The 13,604-nt window shown below is 58.4% G+C and carries 18 protein-coding genes and 2 pseudogenes; 10 read left to right on the forward strand and 10 right to left on the reverse strand.

Annotated features, from left to right (window positions below):
* Positions 1 to 33 precede the first annotated feature (33 nt).
* Positions 34 to 492, reverse strand: a complete 459-nt coding sequence (locus ACO59D_RS01535; RefSeq protein ID WP_485125474.1) for a PTS sugar transporter subunit IIA — start codon at positions 490 to 492, stop codon at positions 34 to 36.
* Between the two features lie 379 nt (positions 493 to 871).
* Between ACO59D_RS01535 and ACO59D_RS01540 the strand changes: the two genes are divergently transcribed.
* Both ACO59D_RS01540 and ACO59D_RS01545 read left to right on the forward strand, forming a co-directional pair.
* Positions 872 to 1,111, forward strand: coding sequence for an SDR family NAD(P)-dependent oxidoreductase (locus tag ACO59D_RS01540; RefSeq protein WP_485125475.1), 240 nt, complete (start codon positions 872 to 874; stop codon positions 1,109 to 1,111).
* A gap of 49 nt (positions 1,112 to 1,160) precedes the next feature.
* The gene (locus ACO59D_RS01545) at positions 1,161 to 2,009 is read left to right on the forward strand and encodes an HAD family hydrolase (protein ID WP_485125476.1); all 849 of its coding nucleotides are present in this window, start codon (positions 1,161 to 1,163) and stop codon (positions 2,007 to 2,009) included.
* Between the two features lie 161 nt (positions 2,010 to 2,170).
* Here ACO59D_RS01545 and ACO59D_RS01550 read toward each other — a convergent pair whose 3' ends face one another.
* Positions 2,171 to 2,536 (reverse strand): hypothetical protein, encoded by a 366-nt coding sequence (locus ACO59D_RS01550; RefSeq protein ID WP_485125477.1) that lies wholly within the window; start codon positions 2,534 to 2,536, stop codon positions 2,171 to 2,173.
* Positions 2,537 to 2,659: 123 nt separating this feature from the next.
* Between ACO59D_RS01550 and ACO59D_RS01555 the strand changes: the two genes are divergently transcribed.
* Positions 2,660 to 2,953 (forward strand): hypothetical protein, encoded by a 294-nt coding sequence (locus ACO59D_RS01555; protein ID WP_485125478.1) that lies wholly within the window; start codon positions 2,660 to 2,662, stop codon positions 2,951 to 2,953.
* Positions 2,954 to 3,148: 195 nt separating this feature from the next.
* On the opposite strand, the gene ACO59D_RS01560 is transcribed toward ACO59D_RS01555, so the two are convergent.
* On the reverse strand, positions 3,149 to 3,406 hold the full coding sequence (locus ACO59D_RS01560; RefSeq protein ID WP_485125479.1) for a hypothetical protein: 258 nt from the start codon (positions 3,404 to 3,406) through the stop codon (positions 3,149 to 3,151).
* Between the two features lie 15 nt (positions 3,407 to 3,421).
* Here ACO59D_RS01560 and ACO59D_RS01565 point away from each other — a divergent pair, with 15 nt between their 5' ends.
* From ACO59D_RS01565 to pcp, 5 genes are all read left to right on the forward strand, one after another.
* A complete protein-coding gene (locus tag ACO59D_RS01565; protein WP_485125480.1) occupies positions 3,422 to 3,790 on the forward strand; it encodes a PTS lactose/cellobiose transporter subunit IIA in 369 nt (122 codons plus the stop codon).
* 167 nt (positions 3,791 to 3,957) lie between these two features.
* Positions 3,958 to 4,197, forward strand: a complete 240-nt coding sequence (locus tag ACO59D_RS01570; RefSeq protein WP_485125481.1) for a hypothetical protein — start codon at positions 3,958 to 3,960, stop codon at positions 4,195 to 4,197.
* Between the two features lie 109 nt (positions 4,198 to 4,306).
* Positions 4,307 to 5,020 (forward strand): 5-oxoproline transporter, DUF969 family subunit, encoded by a 714-nt coding sequence (locus ACO59D_RS01575; protein ID WP_485125482.1) that lies wholly within the window; start codon positions 4,307 to 4,309, stop codon positions 5,018 to 5,020.
* Entirely contained in the window at positions 5,020 to 5,985 is a 966-nt protein-coding gene (locus ACO59D_RS01580; protein ID WP_485125483.1) for a DUF979 domain-containing protein, read from the forward strand. Before ACO59D_RS01575 ends, ACO59D_RS01580 begins: the two co-directional genes overlap by 1 nt.
* Positions 5,986 to 6,072: 87 nt before the next feature.
* On the forward strand, positions 6,073 to 6,720 hold the full coding sequence (pcp, locus tag ACO59D_RS01585; RefSeq protein ID WP_130811112.1) for a pyroglutamyl-peptidase I: 648 nt from the start codon (positions 6,073 to 6,075) through the stop codon (positions 6,718 to 6,720).
* Between the two features lie 146 nt (positions 6,721 to 6,866).
* Here pcp and ACO59D_RS01590 read toward each other — a convergent pair whose 3' ends face one another.
* Positions 6,867 to 7,265 (reverse strand): MIT C-terminal domain-containing protein, encoded by a 399-nt coding sequence (locus tag ACO59D_RS01590; protein ID WP_485125484.1) that lies wholly within the window; start codon positions 7,263 to 7,265, stop codon positions 6,867 to 6,869.
* Between the two features lie 26 nt (positions 7,266 to 7,291).
* Positions 7,292 to 7,555: pseudogene (locus tag ACO59D_RS01595) on the reverse strand (Fic family protein); the annotation flags it as partial.
* Positions 7,556 to 7,777: 222 nt separating this feature from the next.
* Between ACO59D_RS01595 and ACO59D_RS01600 the strand changes: the two are divergent.
* Positions 7,778 to 8,710 carry a site-specific integrase gene (locus ACO59D_RS01600; protein ID WP_485125485.1) on the forward strand — a complete coding sequence of 311 codons (933 nt, stop codon included), beginning with the start codon at positions 7,778 to 7,780 and terminating at the stop codon, positions 8,708 to 8,710.
* Positions 8,711 to 9,293: 583 nt separating this feature from the next.
* Here ACO59D_RS01600 and ACO59D_RS01605 read toward each other — a convergent pair.
* The 5 genes from ACO59D_RS01605 to ACO59D_RS01625 are packed head-to-tail and all read right to left on the reverse strand — an operon-like array spanning position 9,294 to position 13,276.
* On the reverse strand, positions 9,294 to 11,051 hold the full coding sequence (locus ACO59D_RS01605) for a type I restriction endonuclease subunit R, EcoR124 family (protein WP_485125486.1): 1,758 nt from the start codon (positions 11,049 to 11,051) through the stop codon (positions 9,294 to 9,296).
* A 30-nt stretch (positions 11,052 to 11,081) separates the two neighbouring features.
* Positions 11,082 to 11,831, reverse strand: coding sequence for a DEAD/DEAH box helicase family protein (locus ACO59D_RS01610; protein WP_485125487.1), 750 nt, complete (start codon positions 11,829 to 11,831; stop codon positions 11,082 to 11,084).
* A gap of 60 nt (positions 11,832 to 11,891) precedes the next feature.
* Positions 11,892 to 12,398, reverse strand: a complete 507-nt coding sequence (locus ACO59D_RS01615) for a type I restriction endonuclease (protein ID WP_485125488.1) — start codon at positions 12,396 to 12,398, stop codon at positions 11,892 to 11,894.
* A gap of 43 nt (positions 12,399 to 12,441) precedes the next feature.
* Positions 12,442 to 13,098, reverse strand: coding sequence for a Fic/DOC family protein (locus ACO59D_RS01620; RefSeq protein ID WP_485125489.1), 657 nt, complete (start codon positions 13,096 to 13,098; stop codon positions 12,442 to 12,444).
* Positions 13,088 to 13,276: an antitoxin VbhA family protein gene (locus tag ACO59D_RS01625; protein ID WP_485125490.1), complete on the reverse strand. Its 189-nt coding sequence runs from the start codon at positions 13,274 to 13,276 to the stop codon at positions 13,088 to 13,090. Before ACO59D_RS01625 ends, ACO59D_RS01620 begins: the two co-directional genes overlap by 11 nt.
* Positions 13,277 to 13,383: 107 nt before the next feature.
* Here ACO59D_RS01625 and ACO59D_RS01630 point away from each other — a divergent pair.
* A pseudogene (locus ACO59D_RS01630) lies at positions 13,384 to 13,578 on the forward strand (restriction endonuclease subunit S); the annotation flags it as partial.
* Positions 13,579 to 13,604 lie beyond the last annotated feature (26 nt).

The raw sequence follows: 13,604 nt of genomic DNA on the forward strand, positions 1-13,604 counted from the left end.
TCCTCTCTCGAACCCCACCAGTGCCGTCATTCGCTATTTCGTAAGGACGTCTATCAGCTCCTCCTTTGATCCGACATGCTGAAGCTTGTCAATGACTCCAGCGCTCCCCAAACGCCTAGCAAGTTCAGCTTCCGCCTGAAGCTTGGTCGTATACGTTCCGGAGTTCTCCGCACCGTGAATGCAGAACAAGAAGATGAGAGTTACCGGCTCATCGTCGTAGCTCTCCCACTCGATCATCGAGGACGCTCTGCCAATCGCGATTCCGATCCTCTTGGCATGAGAGCTAATGCCATGGGGAATCGCGATGTGGTCCCCCATGCCGGTGATGCCTTCAGCCTCGCGCGCATATATATCAGACACGAATCCTTCTACGTCATCTATGTAGCCATGAGCCAAAAGCAGCTTCGAGAGCTCACGAAGCACCTCACCCTTTGTCGTTGCTTTGAGATCAAGCTCGACGATGTCTTCATCGAGTAATTCTTCAAGTTCCATCGCCTTGCCTCCCGCCTGTTTCAGCTCGCGATCATTACTATCAGCTGTTTGCACATCACGGGAAGCACGCCGTAGGCAGGCGGTATATTTTCGTTCGTAAACGGTTCTTAAATACTAGAGAAGCCCGTTATCTTAGGCTTAAAGAATCTAATAATTATGCCTATTAGCCTTTTTATCTGCTATTTTATCATTATCAAAGAATTCGTACTTGAAAATACAAGATTGTGAGCTGAGGATAATATCGAAGATATCGTCTTTTTAAACCTTATTTTCTTATGTTTTCTTTCGTTTTCTATAATTCATTGGAGGATGCCGAGGTCAGCGCATTTAATTTCTGCGATTCCACTGAAACGAAAGTGATTCCGAAAGGAGCAAGTAAATGGAATATGAAGAGGTGTTCAGCCTTGAGGACAAGGTCGCTCTTGCGACCGGGGCATCGCATGGCATTGGTTTCACAATTGCGTCTGCGCTTGGCGAGGCCGGTGCAAACGTCGCATTCAACCGTCGTAACGAGGAGCATCTATCCAGGGCTCTTGGGCAGCACCGCAGTGAGGGAATCGATGCGGCTGGCTCTATCTTGGAAAGATGCCTGGACCGGATAAGCAATCCTAGCGCATAACATAGTCCCCAGGAGCGGTTAGCTGCCAAAAGCAATCTATAGGAGTCCTATGGTGCGCCTCATATTCTCTGACCTGGACGATACATTCCTTGCAAGCGACAAGACCATACCGTACCCAAACCGCCAGATGCTCGAGAAAGCCGCGGCAAGAGGTATCCAGTTCGTTCCCTGCACCGGCAGAAACATGAACGGCATCCCGCCCGCGCTTGCAGAGTACGAGTGTGTGCATTATGCCGTATGCTGCAACGGTGCCCTTGTTGCGGATCTCGACCATGGAAAGATCCTCCACGAGATAGATATCGAGAAGGAGGAAGTCCATCGCCTTTTCGACGCGCTCAAGGACCTGCCCATCACCTTCGACCTCTTCGCGGATGGCCATGTCCTGACCGCACAGAACCGCTGGCACCATCTCGACGAGATTCCCGTGACCGAGGCGACACGCGCCCATATCAAGGAGGTCAGGACCTGCTACCTAGGAACGACCAGCAGCATGATCGATGCTGCAGGGCGTATCTGCCGTATCAACATCTTTTATCTCGACGACGGGACCAGGGACAAGGTCTGGAAGGCCGTGGATTCCTTCCCTGACCTCATCAGGGCGTCCTCCCAGCCCTGCAATGTGGAAGTCACTAAGGTTGGAGCGGACAAGGGAGCAGGACTTCTCTGGCTCGCATCCTATCTGGGCGTGCCAAGAGAAGAGACCGTAGCCTTCGGAGACTCGAGCAACGATATCGCCATGCTCAAGGCGACAGGAGACGGTGTCGCCGTTGCAAACGCACGACCTGAATGCCTGGCCGCAGCAGACCACACTGCCCCTGAGAACAGCAACGGTGGCGTCGGGCTCTACATGGAGGAGCTCTTCAAGAGGCAGCCGCGAGAGATCGGATATCGACGCTGAAGTATTCCGTGTCCCCCTGGTTCAGGAAGTTGTTGTATATCTATCGCGACAGTATTCCGCACACGAGCGGCAACGCAGCAAGCCAGACAGGGTCATTCTGCATATGAATGGGGTGCCGCACCAAGTGCAGCATCCCATTTCGTTACTTGCTGTTTCCCTATCTACTGCTTCAGAAGCCCCACCCCGTCATGCCATGCCTTTCCGACTTCCTCGCCGACGACCCGGTAGCCGTTGGCAGAAGAATCGAAGATGGTGTGACGGAGCTTGTCCAAGCCGACATGCCCATACGTCAGGATGCTCTCATCAGCCCGCTCGGCCACGACCTTGTCGATGGGCATCCCGTGCTCATCATCGGAGAGTTCGACCGTGCATTCAGGCGTGAGCGGATGCTCCTCGACGGCCGAGACATCCACATGGGCACCCTTGTGGACATGCGCGTTAGCTTGCTCAACCTTGTTCTCTCTGGCCCTCCCGGCAATGCCGAAGTAACCCGCCCCCAAGAAGGGGCAATCCCTCCTCTTTCGCACTGCGCCAATGAAATACGGGCGATCGGCGTTCCATCTTGTGGGAGGTGAGAGGAATTGGAGACACCAATGCATAGGGCGGGCCGGTACGGCAATACGTTTCCTGAGAGGACTGGAGGCAGGGACATGGGAAGCAGGAAACGCTCAGCACGCGCAAAGGAGAGGAAGAGGTTCCTCTCCGGTCTTGGCGGCATAGACGATGTCTTTGCCGAGGAGGAGGCGCATCAGCGCAAGGCTGAAGACGAGAAGGAAGAAGCCCGCCTAATGAAGGCCTGCCTCTCGAAGCAACGCTATGCAACGCGCCAGGAGGCAGAAGAGACCGCTGCGCTCTGTGCCCAGCATGGAACCCATGGCCTTGCGGTCTACCGGTGTTCCCATTGCGGAGGATGGCATCTCACGTCGCATCCGTGGAAAGACTGACCTTTGCATAGGACCGCCGCAGCAGCATAGTGCCTGCATGGCGGCCACCAGGACACCTTCGCCAAACCCTCCGTCTGCAGACATCAAGAGCCAATGCACCTGGCTTTATCTGCATGGATTTCTTTTCTGCCAGAAGGGGCAGAATCGACCTTGCTGGGCATCTGGACATCGCACGGCCTCTGGCAAAGATGGAATCTATCTCGTGATGTAACGGTAGGTATCCCCCACCTGGACGAACTCGATTGGCGCATCGGTGCCAATCGCCTCTGCCAACCACGCCGGGGCATAGCGCATACCAAGCTCCTCGCAGTTGAAGTGGCCCATCTCGAGGATTGCCTTGTGGGCTCCCAGGGCTGCCGCATCCTTCACATACTGCGTAAGCGTGAAGTCGCAGATCCCGAAGGGAACGAAGACGTTCACGTTTCTGGCCTCGGCAAGGATGTCTGCATCCATCCTGTCGCCCATCGTATGGCTCGAGAGCCAGATGCGACTGACGGGTGCATCGAGGTTGCCGACACAGCGCAGGCCATCGAGATAAAGGGCATCGATGAAGAGTTCCGCAAGCTCTCTCGGCGTCGTCTCGGAAATCTCGAAACGCTGGCGCTGGCCAGGGACGGCAAATACGACGAGGCAAAGGCCAAGCTCAAGGCTGCGGACAAGGCACAGCTTACGGCCCACAACCTCCAGACGGAGCTTCTCCAGAAGGAGGCATCGGGCGACCATACGCCGGTTGATGTGTTTCTTGTCCATGCACAGGACCATCTGATGTGCGCGATGCTCGCTGTCGAGCTCATCAAGGAGATGGTGTATCTCTACGAGTGCAAGCGGGATCGCTAGGGATTCCGCACAATCTGAGGGCGCGCAGGGCATAAGGCCTGCGCGCCTTCTTTCATATCTCGGCATGATGATTCCCGTCTGGCTGAATGAGACTCCGTCCGAATCAGGCAGTACGGCAGGGTATAGGTTTGCTGTCCAGGTACTTGCCATGCAGAAGGAGACAGCGGATGGAGACAGTCCTCGCGTTTCTCGAAGACACCTTCATGCCTGCAACCCTTCTGCCGGAAGGTCAGGGCTGGCCGGGGCATCTCGTCCCCCATGCCCTTGGCATCCTCGGTATCTGGGTCCTCATGCACAAGCTGTATGGGAAGCTGCACGGAATCGAGAAGGCCGCATATCCCCTGCTTGGAGGCTTAATTTATGCCGAATGCTGCAAACGCCTCATTAACAATTCGGCCCTTTCTTGATGAGATTGTGAAGTACTGGGATACTTGCCTCTCGTAACTGATGGTGGTGGTATCCGGAAGGCAGGTGCCTTCTGCTTCTTGGGTACTGTCTTCGCGAGAAAGGGTACAGATGGAAGCACTCAAACTCCTTGGCATCCTGATCGTCGTGATCGGATTCGCACTCAAGTGGGATTCGATCTTGACGATCATGGCTGCCGTTGTCGTCACTGCCCTCATTGCCGGCATGGATCCTCTGGTGTTCCTGCAGACGCTCGGCAAGAGCTTCGTCTCGAACCGCAACATGCTCATCACGGTCGTCGTGTTCCTGCTGACAGGCACGCTCGAAAGGAACGGCCTCAAGGAAGCGGCGAGAGACGTGATGGCAAAGGTGAAGAACGCCACAGCCGGCCTCGTGCTCGGTGCCTACGGCGTCTTCCGTGTCATCTTCGCTGCCTTCAACGTGAGCTTCGGCGGTGTCGCCGGCTTCGTCAAGCCTGTTGTCATGCCCATGGCTGAGGCGGCAGACGAGGCAAGGGGTCACAAGATATCCCACAAGCACCATGAGGGGCTCAAGGCCATGGCAGCAGGCATGGAGAACGTTGCCTGGTTCTTCGGCCAAGTGCTCTTCGTTGGCACCTCGGGCATGCTGCTCGTCCAGGGCACGATGTCCGATCTCGGCTACACGGTCGACCTTCCCCAGCTCGCCGCCATCCAGATTCCCGTTGCGATCGTCGCAGTCGTCGTCACGACGATCTACTACGCAATCGTCGACAAGAAGCTCACGAAGGAAGACCCGAAGCAGCTCGAAGCTGAAGCAGCAGGCGTGAAGGGGGATGAGGGTTGATGGGTATCATCGAATTCTTCCAGAGCGCAGATGTGACGCTCTCCCAGAAGCTCCTCGAGATCGTCTATCTCATCATCGGCCTCGTCTGCATCTATGCCGGCGTCCGCAACACAAAGGATGAGACGAACGAGAAGAGAATCGGCACGACCTTCTTCTGGTGCATCCTGGGCGTCCTCTTCATCGTCGGTCCCTGGGTGCCCTATGAGGTCGATGGCGTCCTCGTGATCCTCATGGTCATCCCGCCAATCACAAGGCAGGTCGGCAAGGGCGAGGATGTCACGAAGCCCACAGAGGCAGAGACCCATGCCGGCTACAGGCAGCTCGGCACGAAGATCTTCATCCCTGCCTTCTCAATCGGTGCCATCGCTCTAGCCTTTGCACTGTTCACGAAGATCAGCTCCCTTGTCGGCATCGCGGTTGGCGTCTTCATCGGCATGATCATCCTGCACTTCATGCGTCCAAAGCAGAACACGATGAAGGTCTACCTCGAGGATTCCCGCCGCATGCTCGATATCGTGGGCACGCTCATCATGCTCCCGACCCTGCTTGCCATCTTGGGCTCTGTTTTTACGGCGGCAGGCGTTGGCACCGTCATCTCCGATATCGTCGGTGCCATCATCCCGCAGGGCAACATGGTCATTGGCATCGTCGTCTACTGCGTCGGCATGGCCCTCTTCACGATGGTCATGGGCAATGCCTTTGCCGCCATCACGGTCATGACGGTAGGCATCGGGGCTCCGTTCGTGCTGTCGCTTGGCGCCGACCCTGTCATCGTCGGCTCCCTGGCCCTTACCTGCGGCTACTGCGGCACGCTCATGACGCCGATGGCAGCCAACTTCAACATCGTGCCTATCGCGATCCTCGAGATGGACGACGAGTACGGCGTCATCAAGAAGCAGATCGTCCCTGCCCTCATCATGCTCGCCTTCCAGATCCTCCTCATGGTCTGCCTGGTCGCTCTGTAGGATGCGTCGTATCTGGGTAAAGAGATAGAAAGCGCAGGAAGAGAGCCTGCCTTCGGGCAGGCTCTTCTGGGAGAGAGAAGGATCTCGATGAAGAAGATTTTGGTAACCGGCTTTCAGCCGTTCGGCGGCGAGACCATGAACCCGGCCTGGGAGGCCGTGCGCAGGCTTCCCGACACGATTGCCGGCGCCTCCGTCACGAAGGTCGAGATTCCCGTCGTCTTCGGCAAGGGTCCCGAGGCCGTGGAGAAGGCGATCGACGAGGTCCAGCCTGACCTCGTGCTCTGCGTCGGCCAGGCAGGCGGACGCGCGAAGATCACGCCTGAGTTTGTCGGCATCAACTATGCCGATGCCCGCATCCCGGACAATGACGGCAACCAGCCGGTGGCAGAGAAGATCGCAGAAGACGGCCCCGACGCCTACTTCGCGACGCTTCCCGTCAAGGCCATGGTCCAGGCCATGGACGAGGCAGGCATCCCGGCAGAGGTCTCCTACACGGCCGGCACCTACGTCTGCAACGACGTGATGTACTCCCTGCTGCATACGCTTGCGACCCGCCGCCCGAGCGTCCGCGGCGGCTTCCTCCACGTCCCGTATGCGACGGAGCAGGCCTGCCACCTACCATCCTCGACGCCGAGCATGTCGCTCGACATGATGGCCCACGGCATCGCGCTTGGCCTTGCGGCTGCTGTCGAGCACGAGGACGATGTGAAGACGGCGACCGGCACGACGCACTAGCCAGACATCCGTGAAGCATCTGTGGGAAGCCTCGGAAGATTCTGCTCTTCCGGGGCTTCCTTCGTCTTTTGGCATGAATTCGTCGACCCCTATTACTGGCAGGTCGTGAATTAGGCAGCAGAGTGGCTGTATACCCGCATCTGGCACTAGCCACAGCAATCCGACCTCTTAAAAGTAACCGCATACCGCACGCCCAGCCCCTGATCGAGCATGACGTCCCACCCGCCGTCGATCACCACGTGGCGAGCATGGATGGTGTGCGGCTCGTCCAGGTGGTAGGAGAAGTCGATTCCCATGGGCCGCAGGGATTCGGCGATACGGTTCAGGTAGACGGTCTGCTGGGAGTCAGGATACTCGTCGGGCAAGGTCAGCAGGCGGACACCCGCCTCGGAGGATGAGCAGTCGAAGTGGCTCGGAATCACCTCGAGGGGCTCCTTGAGGTTCCTGCGCTGGTAGAACTGGCGGATGTAGGGGTCAACGATCTCGACCTTGCGCACCATGTAGCCTGCGAAGTTGTCGTTGCGCTTCCTGTCGAGGTCATCCAACCACTTGCTGACTCTCGGTATCGTTGCTTGCTGCTCGTCAGCTTGTCTGAAACCGTGCGTTCGATAAGAGCCCGCTCGAGGGTGGGTGTCCTCCGGTAGTTCCTCCTGAAGTTTGTCCGATGCTCGAGGCCCATTCTCCCTATGAGCTCGAATATGAAGAGTTCGTCATCGCCGAGGGCAGTAAGAAGCTCGTCGACTGGGTCACTGGGCCGCGTGACTTGTCGTTTGATTGGTGGATTTGATCGTGTTGGTATGATTAGCACTGCCATTGACACCAATATGCGCATCATCGTCTCGTTTCGCGGGCCAGAAATCCCGCCGGCCTTCCCCCTCGTCAAGAGAGATGCGAACCTTTCGGGCCAGAGGGCATAGGCAAACCGTTCGCACCCTCCTCGGCACCAAGTACAATCGCTCCCCCGTCAGCGAGAGTGAGCGATAGCCACATCATCTCCCGGTCAATAGCCGTCCGTTACATCCTTAATGCAGAGCCGCCCCGGAAAGTGAGGTGAAACATGCTGAACGAACTGTCGAAGGACGACTTGCTCTGCACGTACTACAAGGAATGGATAGCCGTCTACAAGGAAGGGGGCGTGCGCGCGGTCACGCTCAACAAATACCGGCTCGCACTCTCTTGGATCGAGAAGCTCGCTCCCGACCAGAAGCTCTGTGATCTCGACCGCATCGCCTATCAGAGCCTGCTCAACGGCTATGCGAAGGACCACGAGCGGCAGACGTGCATGGACTTCCACCATCTGGTCAAGGGGGCAGTGCTGGACGCCGTTGACGAGGAACTCGTGCCACGCGACCCCACGCGCAAGGCCATCATCAAGGGAAAGGCACCGCGACCCAAGAAGCCCCGTTACCTCAACCAGTTCGAGCTTCACAAGCTGCTGGAGGGCCTCGAGCTTGGGAAGGAGCCGAGCTGGGAGTGGTTCATCCTGCTCGTGGCAAAGACGGGCCTGCGCTTCTCGGAAGCCCTGGCCGTGACGCCGGCAGATTTCGACTTCAGCCGCCAGACGCTCTCGGTGAGCAAGACCTGGAACTACAAGAATGGCGGGGGCTTCGTGCCTACGAAGAATCGCTCGTCGGTACGCAAGGTCCAGATCGACTGGCAGCTCATCGTGCAGTTTTCGGTGCTGGTGAAGGACCTGCCCCAGGACGAGCCGATATTCGTGAGGAAGGGGGCCAAGGTCTACAACTCTACCGCTAACCATGCGCTGGCGAGGGCATGCAAGCGGACCGAGGTGCCTGCGATTTCCATCCACGGCCTGCGCCACACGCACGCTTCGCTCCTGCTCTTTGCGGGGGTCTCGATCGCGAGTGTCGCCAAGCGCCTTGGCCACGCGAGCATGAACACAACGGAGAAGACCTACCTTCACATCATCCAAGAGCTCGAGAACAAGGACATCGATCTGGTCATGCGCTCGCTCACCAGCCTCGTCTGACAGCAAGCGTAAGTCAGTATTGAACGAATGGGGCGGCTCTCGCTGATGAAGTGCGATGAGGGAGTCGAGGCGGGAGAAGAGGGCGCCGATCCGGCGCTGCTCGGCCTTGTCGGCAGGCACCGCAAATTCCGAACTCGATATGAGAGCCCAGTCCGCACGGGGCATCTTCGAGCCCGACGAGACGCTCGCAAGGGCATCGAACCGGTCGCTCTGCACGAGCCGGTAGAGGAACGAACCGTCAACACCCTTGGGCTCCAGAACCCAGAAGTCGCCAACCGCAATGCCTGCGAACTGCGGAAATAACCAGTTGTGAAGGTATGGTCGCAGCTTGCCGTATAACACGTCGCCCGATTCAAACGCGATTCCCACCTTGTGAGTCTGCTTGCTCTTGAGATTCTTGTTGAGAGTCCCCTGTCCGGAGTCGATGTCCTCGTATTCCACGGTCGGGAGCGTGGGATCGCCGGACATGGACGCCCTGCGTTCGACGAGCTCCCCCAGCTTACGCTGTTCCCAAGCAATTCCCTCTACAGGTCAAACCCTCCCTTGATGATGAACTCACGCAGGAACCTGTCGAGCCGCATCGCTACCTGGAAGGGCAGGATTGGCTTGCCCTCCTTGGCCGCGAAGTAGGCGGCGGCCTTCTTGGTGTCGCAGCTATCTTCAGGGCGTCGAAGCGCCCGTACTCGTTGATGGTGGCGTCGGTGGGGTGGCGGGCCATGAACTCGCACAGCTTGGCCTCGTCCACGCCAACGGCCTCGACAAGGGCGGTGACCTGATCGTTCTTCCCCCGGACCTGGAAGTCGTTGATGTAGTCCATGAACGTCTTTCCAGGCTCTATCGCAAGCTCCCTGCGCTGGACCGCGTGGATGACCAGCTCGGCATAGCGCTGCTGCTCCTGTGTGAGCGTCGCGAATGACCCGTGCAGGAGCCCCAGGGCCTGTCGCGTGTCTTGCCCGGCGTCTATCTTCCTCAGCCACTTGGCGAAGTTTTCGTTCATATAGTCGGAATCGATGCGGCCCGTGTCAATCTCGGTCAGGTAGCCATCGATGTCGAAGGGCATGTCGCTCGTGCCGTCCTCGTCCCCGGGCTCCTTCTGGAAGAGTTCCTTGTAGCGTAGGGCCAGCACCAGGTAGGCGTTGAGGTCAAACTCAAGATCGATTTGGGTCTTGCTGCCGTCCTGGTCGAACTCGTAGCCGAGCTTGTCCCAGGTGAACCCCTGCACCTCGGCCGCCTCGATGTAGGCCGAGAGCTGCTTGAAGAGCTTCGCGAAGCGCGCACAGGCGGCATCGGAGTCTGGCAGGTGCTCGAAGTTCTTCACATCATAGCCCTCGAAGAGCCTACGTATGTCGTCAAAACACAGGTTCATGTGCTCAAGGTTGCTCGGCAGCTTCTCCACGAAGAGGCCGAAGGGCTTGTCGCCCGAGTAGAGCCGCACCGCATCCTCCACGTTGCACTTCATCGTGTGTGGGTAGCGGTAGTGCTTAATCACGCCGAAGGGCTTCTCCGGGCCGAACAAACGGTTCGTGCGGCTGAAGGCTTGGATGAGGTTCTCGTAGACAAGCACCTTGTCCAGGTAGAGGGTGTTGACCCACTTGGAGTCGAATCCGGTGAGCATCTGGTTCACCACGATGAGGAGGTCCAGCTGCTCCTTGGGGCGTCGTTCGATGCCCACGAAGGGCTTCTTATGGGCGAGTCTGGCTGCCACGTCCTTCTTGAACTGGGCGTGCGTGGGGATGGTGTATTCCTTGCCGGGGTAGGTCCTGGCGTAACCGTCCAAGATCTCGACCAGACCCTCCTCCTTGAAGATGGTGCCGTCGGGGTTGTCCGGGTTGTCGTTTCCGATGTTGGGGTCGAAGAGCGCTGTCACCTTGAGTTGGGGCGCTCGCTCTTGGAACATCCGCCAGTAGGTGATTGCCTCCGGGATGCTCGATGTGGCCAGTATCGCGTGGAACTTGCCACCGTGCGAGAGCGTAGTCCAGCCCTCGAGAATGTCCTTAACCACCATGTCGAAGTGGTCGGGGTTGCCCGCCCCGTCGACACCCGCATACTGGCTCTTGGGGACGTAGTCCTCGATGCCGGGGTCGTAAGTGCCGTCGGGCAGCAGGTGCCCCGCCATGGGAACCTTCGAAGGGTCCATGTAGCGCAGATAGGCCTCGCGCTTCTTGGGGTTGGCAAGGGCCACGGACTCGCTGTCGGCTCGGGCCTTCTCGAGCGCCACCTCCCGGCGCAGGTTGCGGTCCTTGAAGGTGCACACCATATAGGGGTCGAAGGCCAGCACGTTGTGGTCGCGGATGCCGTCGGCGATGCTGTAGCGGTGCAGCTCGTCGCCGAAGACGTCCATGGTCGTGTTGAGCTTGCGCTGGTTCTCGTCCTAGATGGGCGTGCCCGTGAAGCCGAAGAGCATGGCCGTGGGGAAGGTCCGCCGGATCGTCTGCATCATGTCTCCGAAGGTAGACCGGTGGCACTCATCCACGATGAAGACCATCCGCTTCTCACGAATGAGCTCAAGGTCGCGGGCGGTAAGGCCTTTGTCGTGTTTGTGGATATTGCTCATCTTCTGAATCGAGGTCACGATCAGGGTATCGGCCGGGTCGTCGCTCTTGAGCTTTGCCCTGAGAACATCGGTGTCCTCTGTGGCCTGCACGCTCATGGAGTCGTCTGCGAAGCTGCGGTACTCGTCCAGCGACTGCGTACCCAGCTCTATGCGGTCGACCAGGAATATGACCTTGTCGGCGTCGTGGGAGTCGGCGATGAGCTGGGCGCTTTTGAAGCTCGTCATGGTCTTGCCGGAGCCCGTCGTGTGCCACACGTAGCCACCGCACGCGCCCTGCCTGTCCCAGGTCGCCCGGGCCACCCTGTCCGATATGGCGGAGGCAGCATAGAACTGGTAGCTGCGCATGACCTTGAGTGTGGCGTCCTTCTCGTCGGCGACTGAGTAAAAGCCGATGAGCTGGTGGGCCATGGGGATGGAGAGCAGATTGGCGATGACGTCGGCCCAGTCGTTCATGGGCTCGTTGTTGAAGTCGGCCCAGTGGAAACGGAAGAGGGAGAAGTCGCTACCTTCGCCCGGGTTGGCGAAGTAGAGAGTCTCCGCCGGCTCCATGGCCACGAAGACTTGCACGAGCGAGAAGAGCCCGGTGAAGACGCCCTCGTGAGCGTACTTCTCTATTTGGTTGCAGGCCTAGGTCACCGGAATCCCGCTGCGCTTGAGCTCCACGTGGATGAGCGGCATCCCGTTGATAAGCAGGGTCAGGTCGCCGCGCTGGCTGTTGAGCCGGGCCGACTTAGCAGCGAAGACGGGCTGCTCGGCAATCTGGTAGACGCTCCTGCCGCCAGCGATGTCATGTCGGTCGTAGACGTAGAGGCTCACCTCACGACCGAAGTGCAGGGTATCGTCGGGGTTGTCGCGGGTGATGAAGACACTTCTGCCGTTGATGAAGCTGTTTAGACGCATGGGAGTGCGCAGGGCCGTGATCTGCTTCATGAGCTGTCCCATCTCGCCCTGCGTGAGCGGGCAACTATTGAGCTGGTCGATGCCCTTGTTGTTCTCGTAGAGGATATGGGCCCAGTTGTTCAGCAGATCCTGCTCGGTGGGATTGTGAAGGACACCGCCCGTCCAGCCGTAGGACTTGAGGCGCTGCACGACCGCGTCCTCGAAGGCGGCTTCGGATTTGAATGTGTCAGCCATCTAACCTACCCGATTTCCTTGTTTCTGATAATGGGCCGTTGGCTCATCCATTAAGGTGCCTGGCATCCACAAGCCCCGCGTTGAGGGGAATCTTAGGGTCACACGGAATGGCGATCCTCAAGAACATGTCGATGAGGCCGCCGTAGTCGCGTTCCTCCGCCGCGTCGCGGCTGGCCCGGTCGTTCTCCTCGCCCGACACCGACCTCCACATGAGGTCGTATCCCGCATCGTGGCACACGAGTGTCCAGAAGAGCCTCTGCGTGCGACCATTCCCCTCACGAAAGGGATGCACGAAGTTGTAGTTGTCGTAGTGGTAGGCGAGACGTCGTGCGAACTCGTCACGTCCCATTCCTCTCAAGTGGTCATCCTTCTCCAACTCGGACAGGGACCAGACAATACCCATGGGTATGTTCACCGACGGGAGAAAAAACTGCGACCCCTCCTCGTTCTTCCGTATCTCCACAGTCCTGATCTCCCCGGCCCAGTCGTAGATGTCCTGGAACAGGTAATGGTGGATGATCTTCAGGTCGTCAAGCGTCCCTACGACGTGAGGCGAGAACTTGCTCACGAACTCGGCAGCGCGGGATGATACGAGTTCCCCCTCGGCGTTGGCCAGCTCGTCGTACGAGGTCGCACCAACGAGATTGCGGAGTACCCCCGTCTCCGGGTCGATGTAGGGATCCACGAACTCATCCGGCATGGGGTGCACCCTTCTTGCGCTTTGGGTCCCAGCGCCGCTTCGTGCGTCGCATGAGGTCCTCTATGGGAATGTTGCCCTTCACGTACTCGTCGGCGTCCTTGCGGAATTCCGCGGAAACGTAGGCGCCTTCCATCTCGCCCGAGTGAATCGATTCCTCTACGAGCGTCTTGCGATCCATACCAATCCTCCTTCTGACTGTCTAGACGAACATCCTCTCGAGCAGGGACTTCTTGACCTTTTGGAGCAAGTCCAGCTTACGCTGATGAAGGGTGCTCTTCTCTCTGGCTCATGCAGCATCTCAAGGCCCGTACGAAGAGTCTACTTCTTGAGTGCGGAAAGACCGGCACGACGGTCGAAAGCATCGACTTCGCGAAGATGAAGTCGATGTCCCTCATGCTTCCTGAGCTTGGCGAGCAGGAGGCAATCGGCAACATTTTCTATCAGCTCGACTCCCTCATCACCCTTCATCAACTGCAATGATGAGGTGATTATCGGTGCGGATGGTC

It is taken from the genome of Tractidigestivibacter sp., assembly GCF_057241865.1.

Excerpts from the sequence above, each read along its gene's own strand:
- ACO59D_RS01535 (WP_485125474.1), bottom strand. The coding sequence starts at position 492 with ATGGAACTTGAAGAATTACTCGATGAAGACATCGTCGAGCTTGATCTC.
- ACO59D_RS01540 (WP_485125475.1), top strand. The coding sequence starts at position 872 with ATGGAATATGAAGAGGTGTTCAGCCTTGAGGACAAGGTCGCTCTTGCG.
- ACO59D_RS01545 (WP_485125476.1), top strand. The coding sequence starts at position 1,161 with ATGGTGCGCCTCATATTCTCTGACCTGGACGATACATTCCTTGCAAGC.
- ACO59D_RS01555 (WP_485125478.1), top strand. The coding sequence starts at position 2,660 with ATGGGAAGCAGGAAACGCTCAGCACGCGCAAAGGAGAGGAAGAGGTTC.
- ACO59D_RS01560 (WP_485125479.1), bottom strand. The coding sequence starts at position 3,406 with ATGGATGCAGACATCCTTGCCGAGGCCAGAAACGTGAACGTCTTCGTT.
- ACO59D_RS01565 (WP_485125480.1), top strand. The coding sequence starts at position 3,422 with ATGGCTCGAGAGCCAGATGCGACTGACGGGTGCATCGAGGTTGCCGAC.
- ACO59D_RS01570 (WP_485125481.1), top strand. The coding sequence starts at position 3,958 with ATGGAGACAGTCCTCGCGTTTCTCGAAGACACCTTCATGCCTGCAACC.
- ACO59D_RS01575 (WP_485125482.1), top strand. The coding sequence starts at position 4,307 with ATGGAAGCACTCAAACTCCTTGGCATCCTGATCGTCGTGATCGGATTC.
- ACO59D_RS01580 (WP_485125483.1), top strand. The coding sequence starts at position 5,020 with ATGGGTATCATCGAATTCTTCCAGAGCGCAGATGTGACGCTCTCCCAG.
- pcp (WP_130811112.1), top strand. The coding sequence starts at position 6,073 with ATGAAGAAGATTTTGGTAACCGGCTTTCAGCCGTTCGGCGGCGAGACC.
- ACO59D_RS01600 (WP_485125485.1), top strand. The coding sequence starts at position 7,778 with ATGCTGAACGAACTGTCGAAGGACGACTTGCTCTGCACGTACTACAAG.
- ACO59D_RS01605 (WP_485125486.1), bottom strand. The coding sequence starts at position 11,051 with ATGGACGTCTTCGGCGACGAGCTGCACCGCTACAGCATCGCCGACGGC.
- ACO59D_RS01615 (WP_485125488.1), bottom strand. The coding sequence starts at position 12,398 with ATGGCTGACACATTCAAATCCGAAGCCGCCTTCGAGGACGCGGTCGTG.
- ACO59D_RS01620 (WP_485125489.1), bottom strand. The coding sequence starts at position 13,098 with ATGCCGGATGAGTTCGTGGATCCCTACATCGACCCGGAGACGGGGGTA.
- ACO59D_RS01625 (WP_485125490.1), bottom strand. The coding sequence starts at position 13,276 with ATGGATCGCAAGACGCTCGTAGAGGAATCGATTCACTCGGGCGAGATG.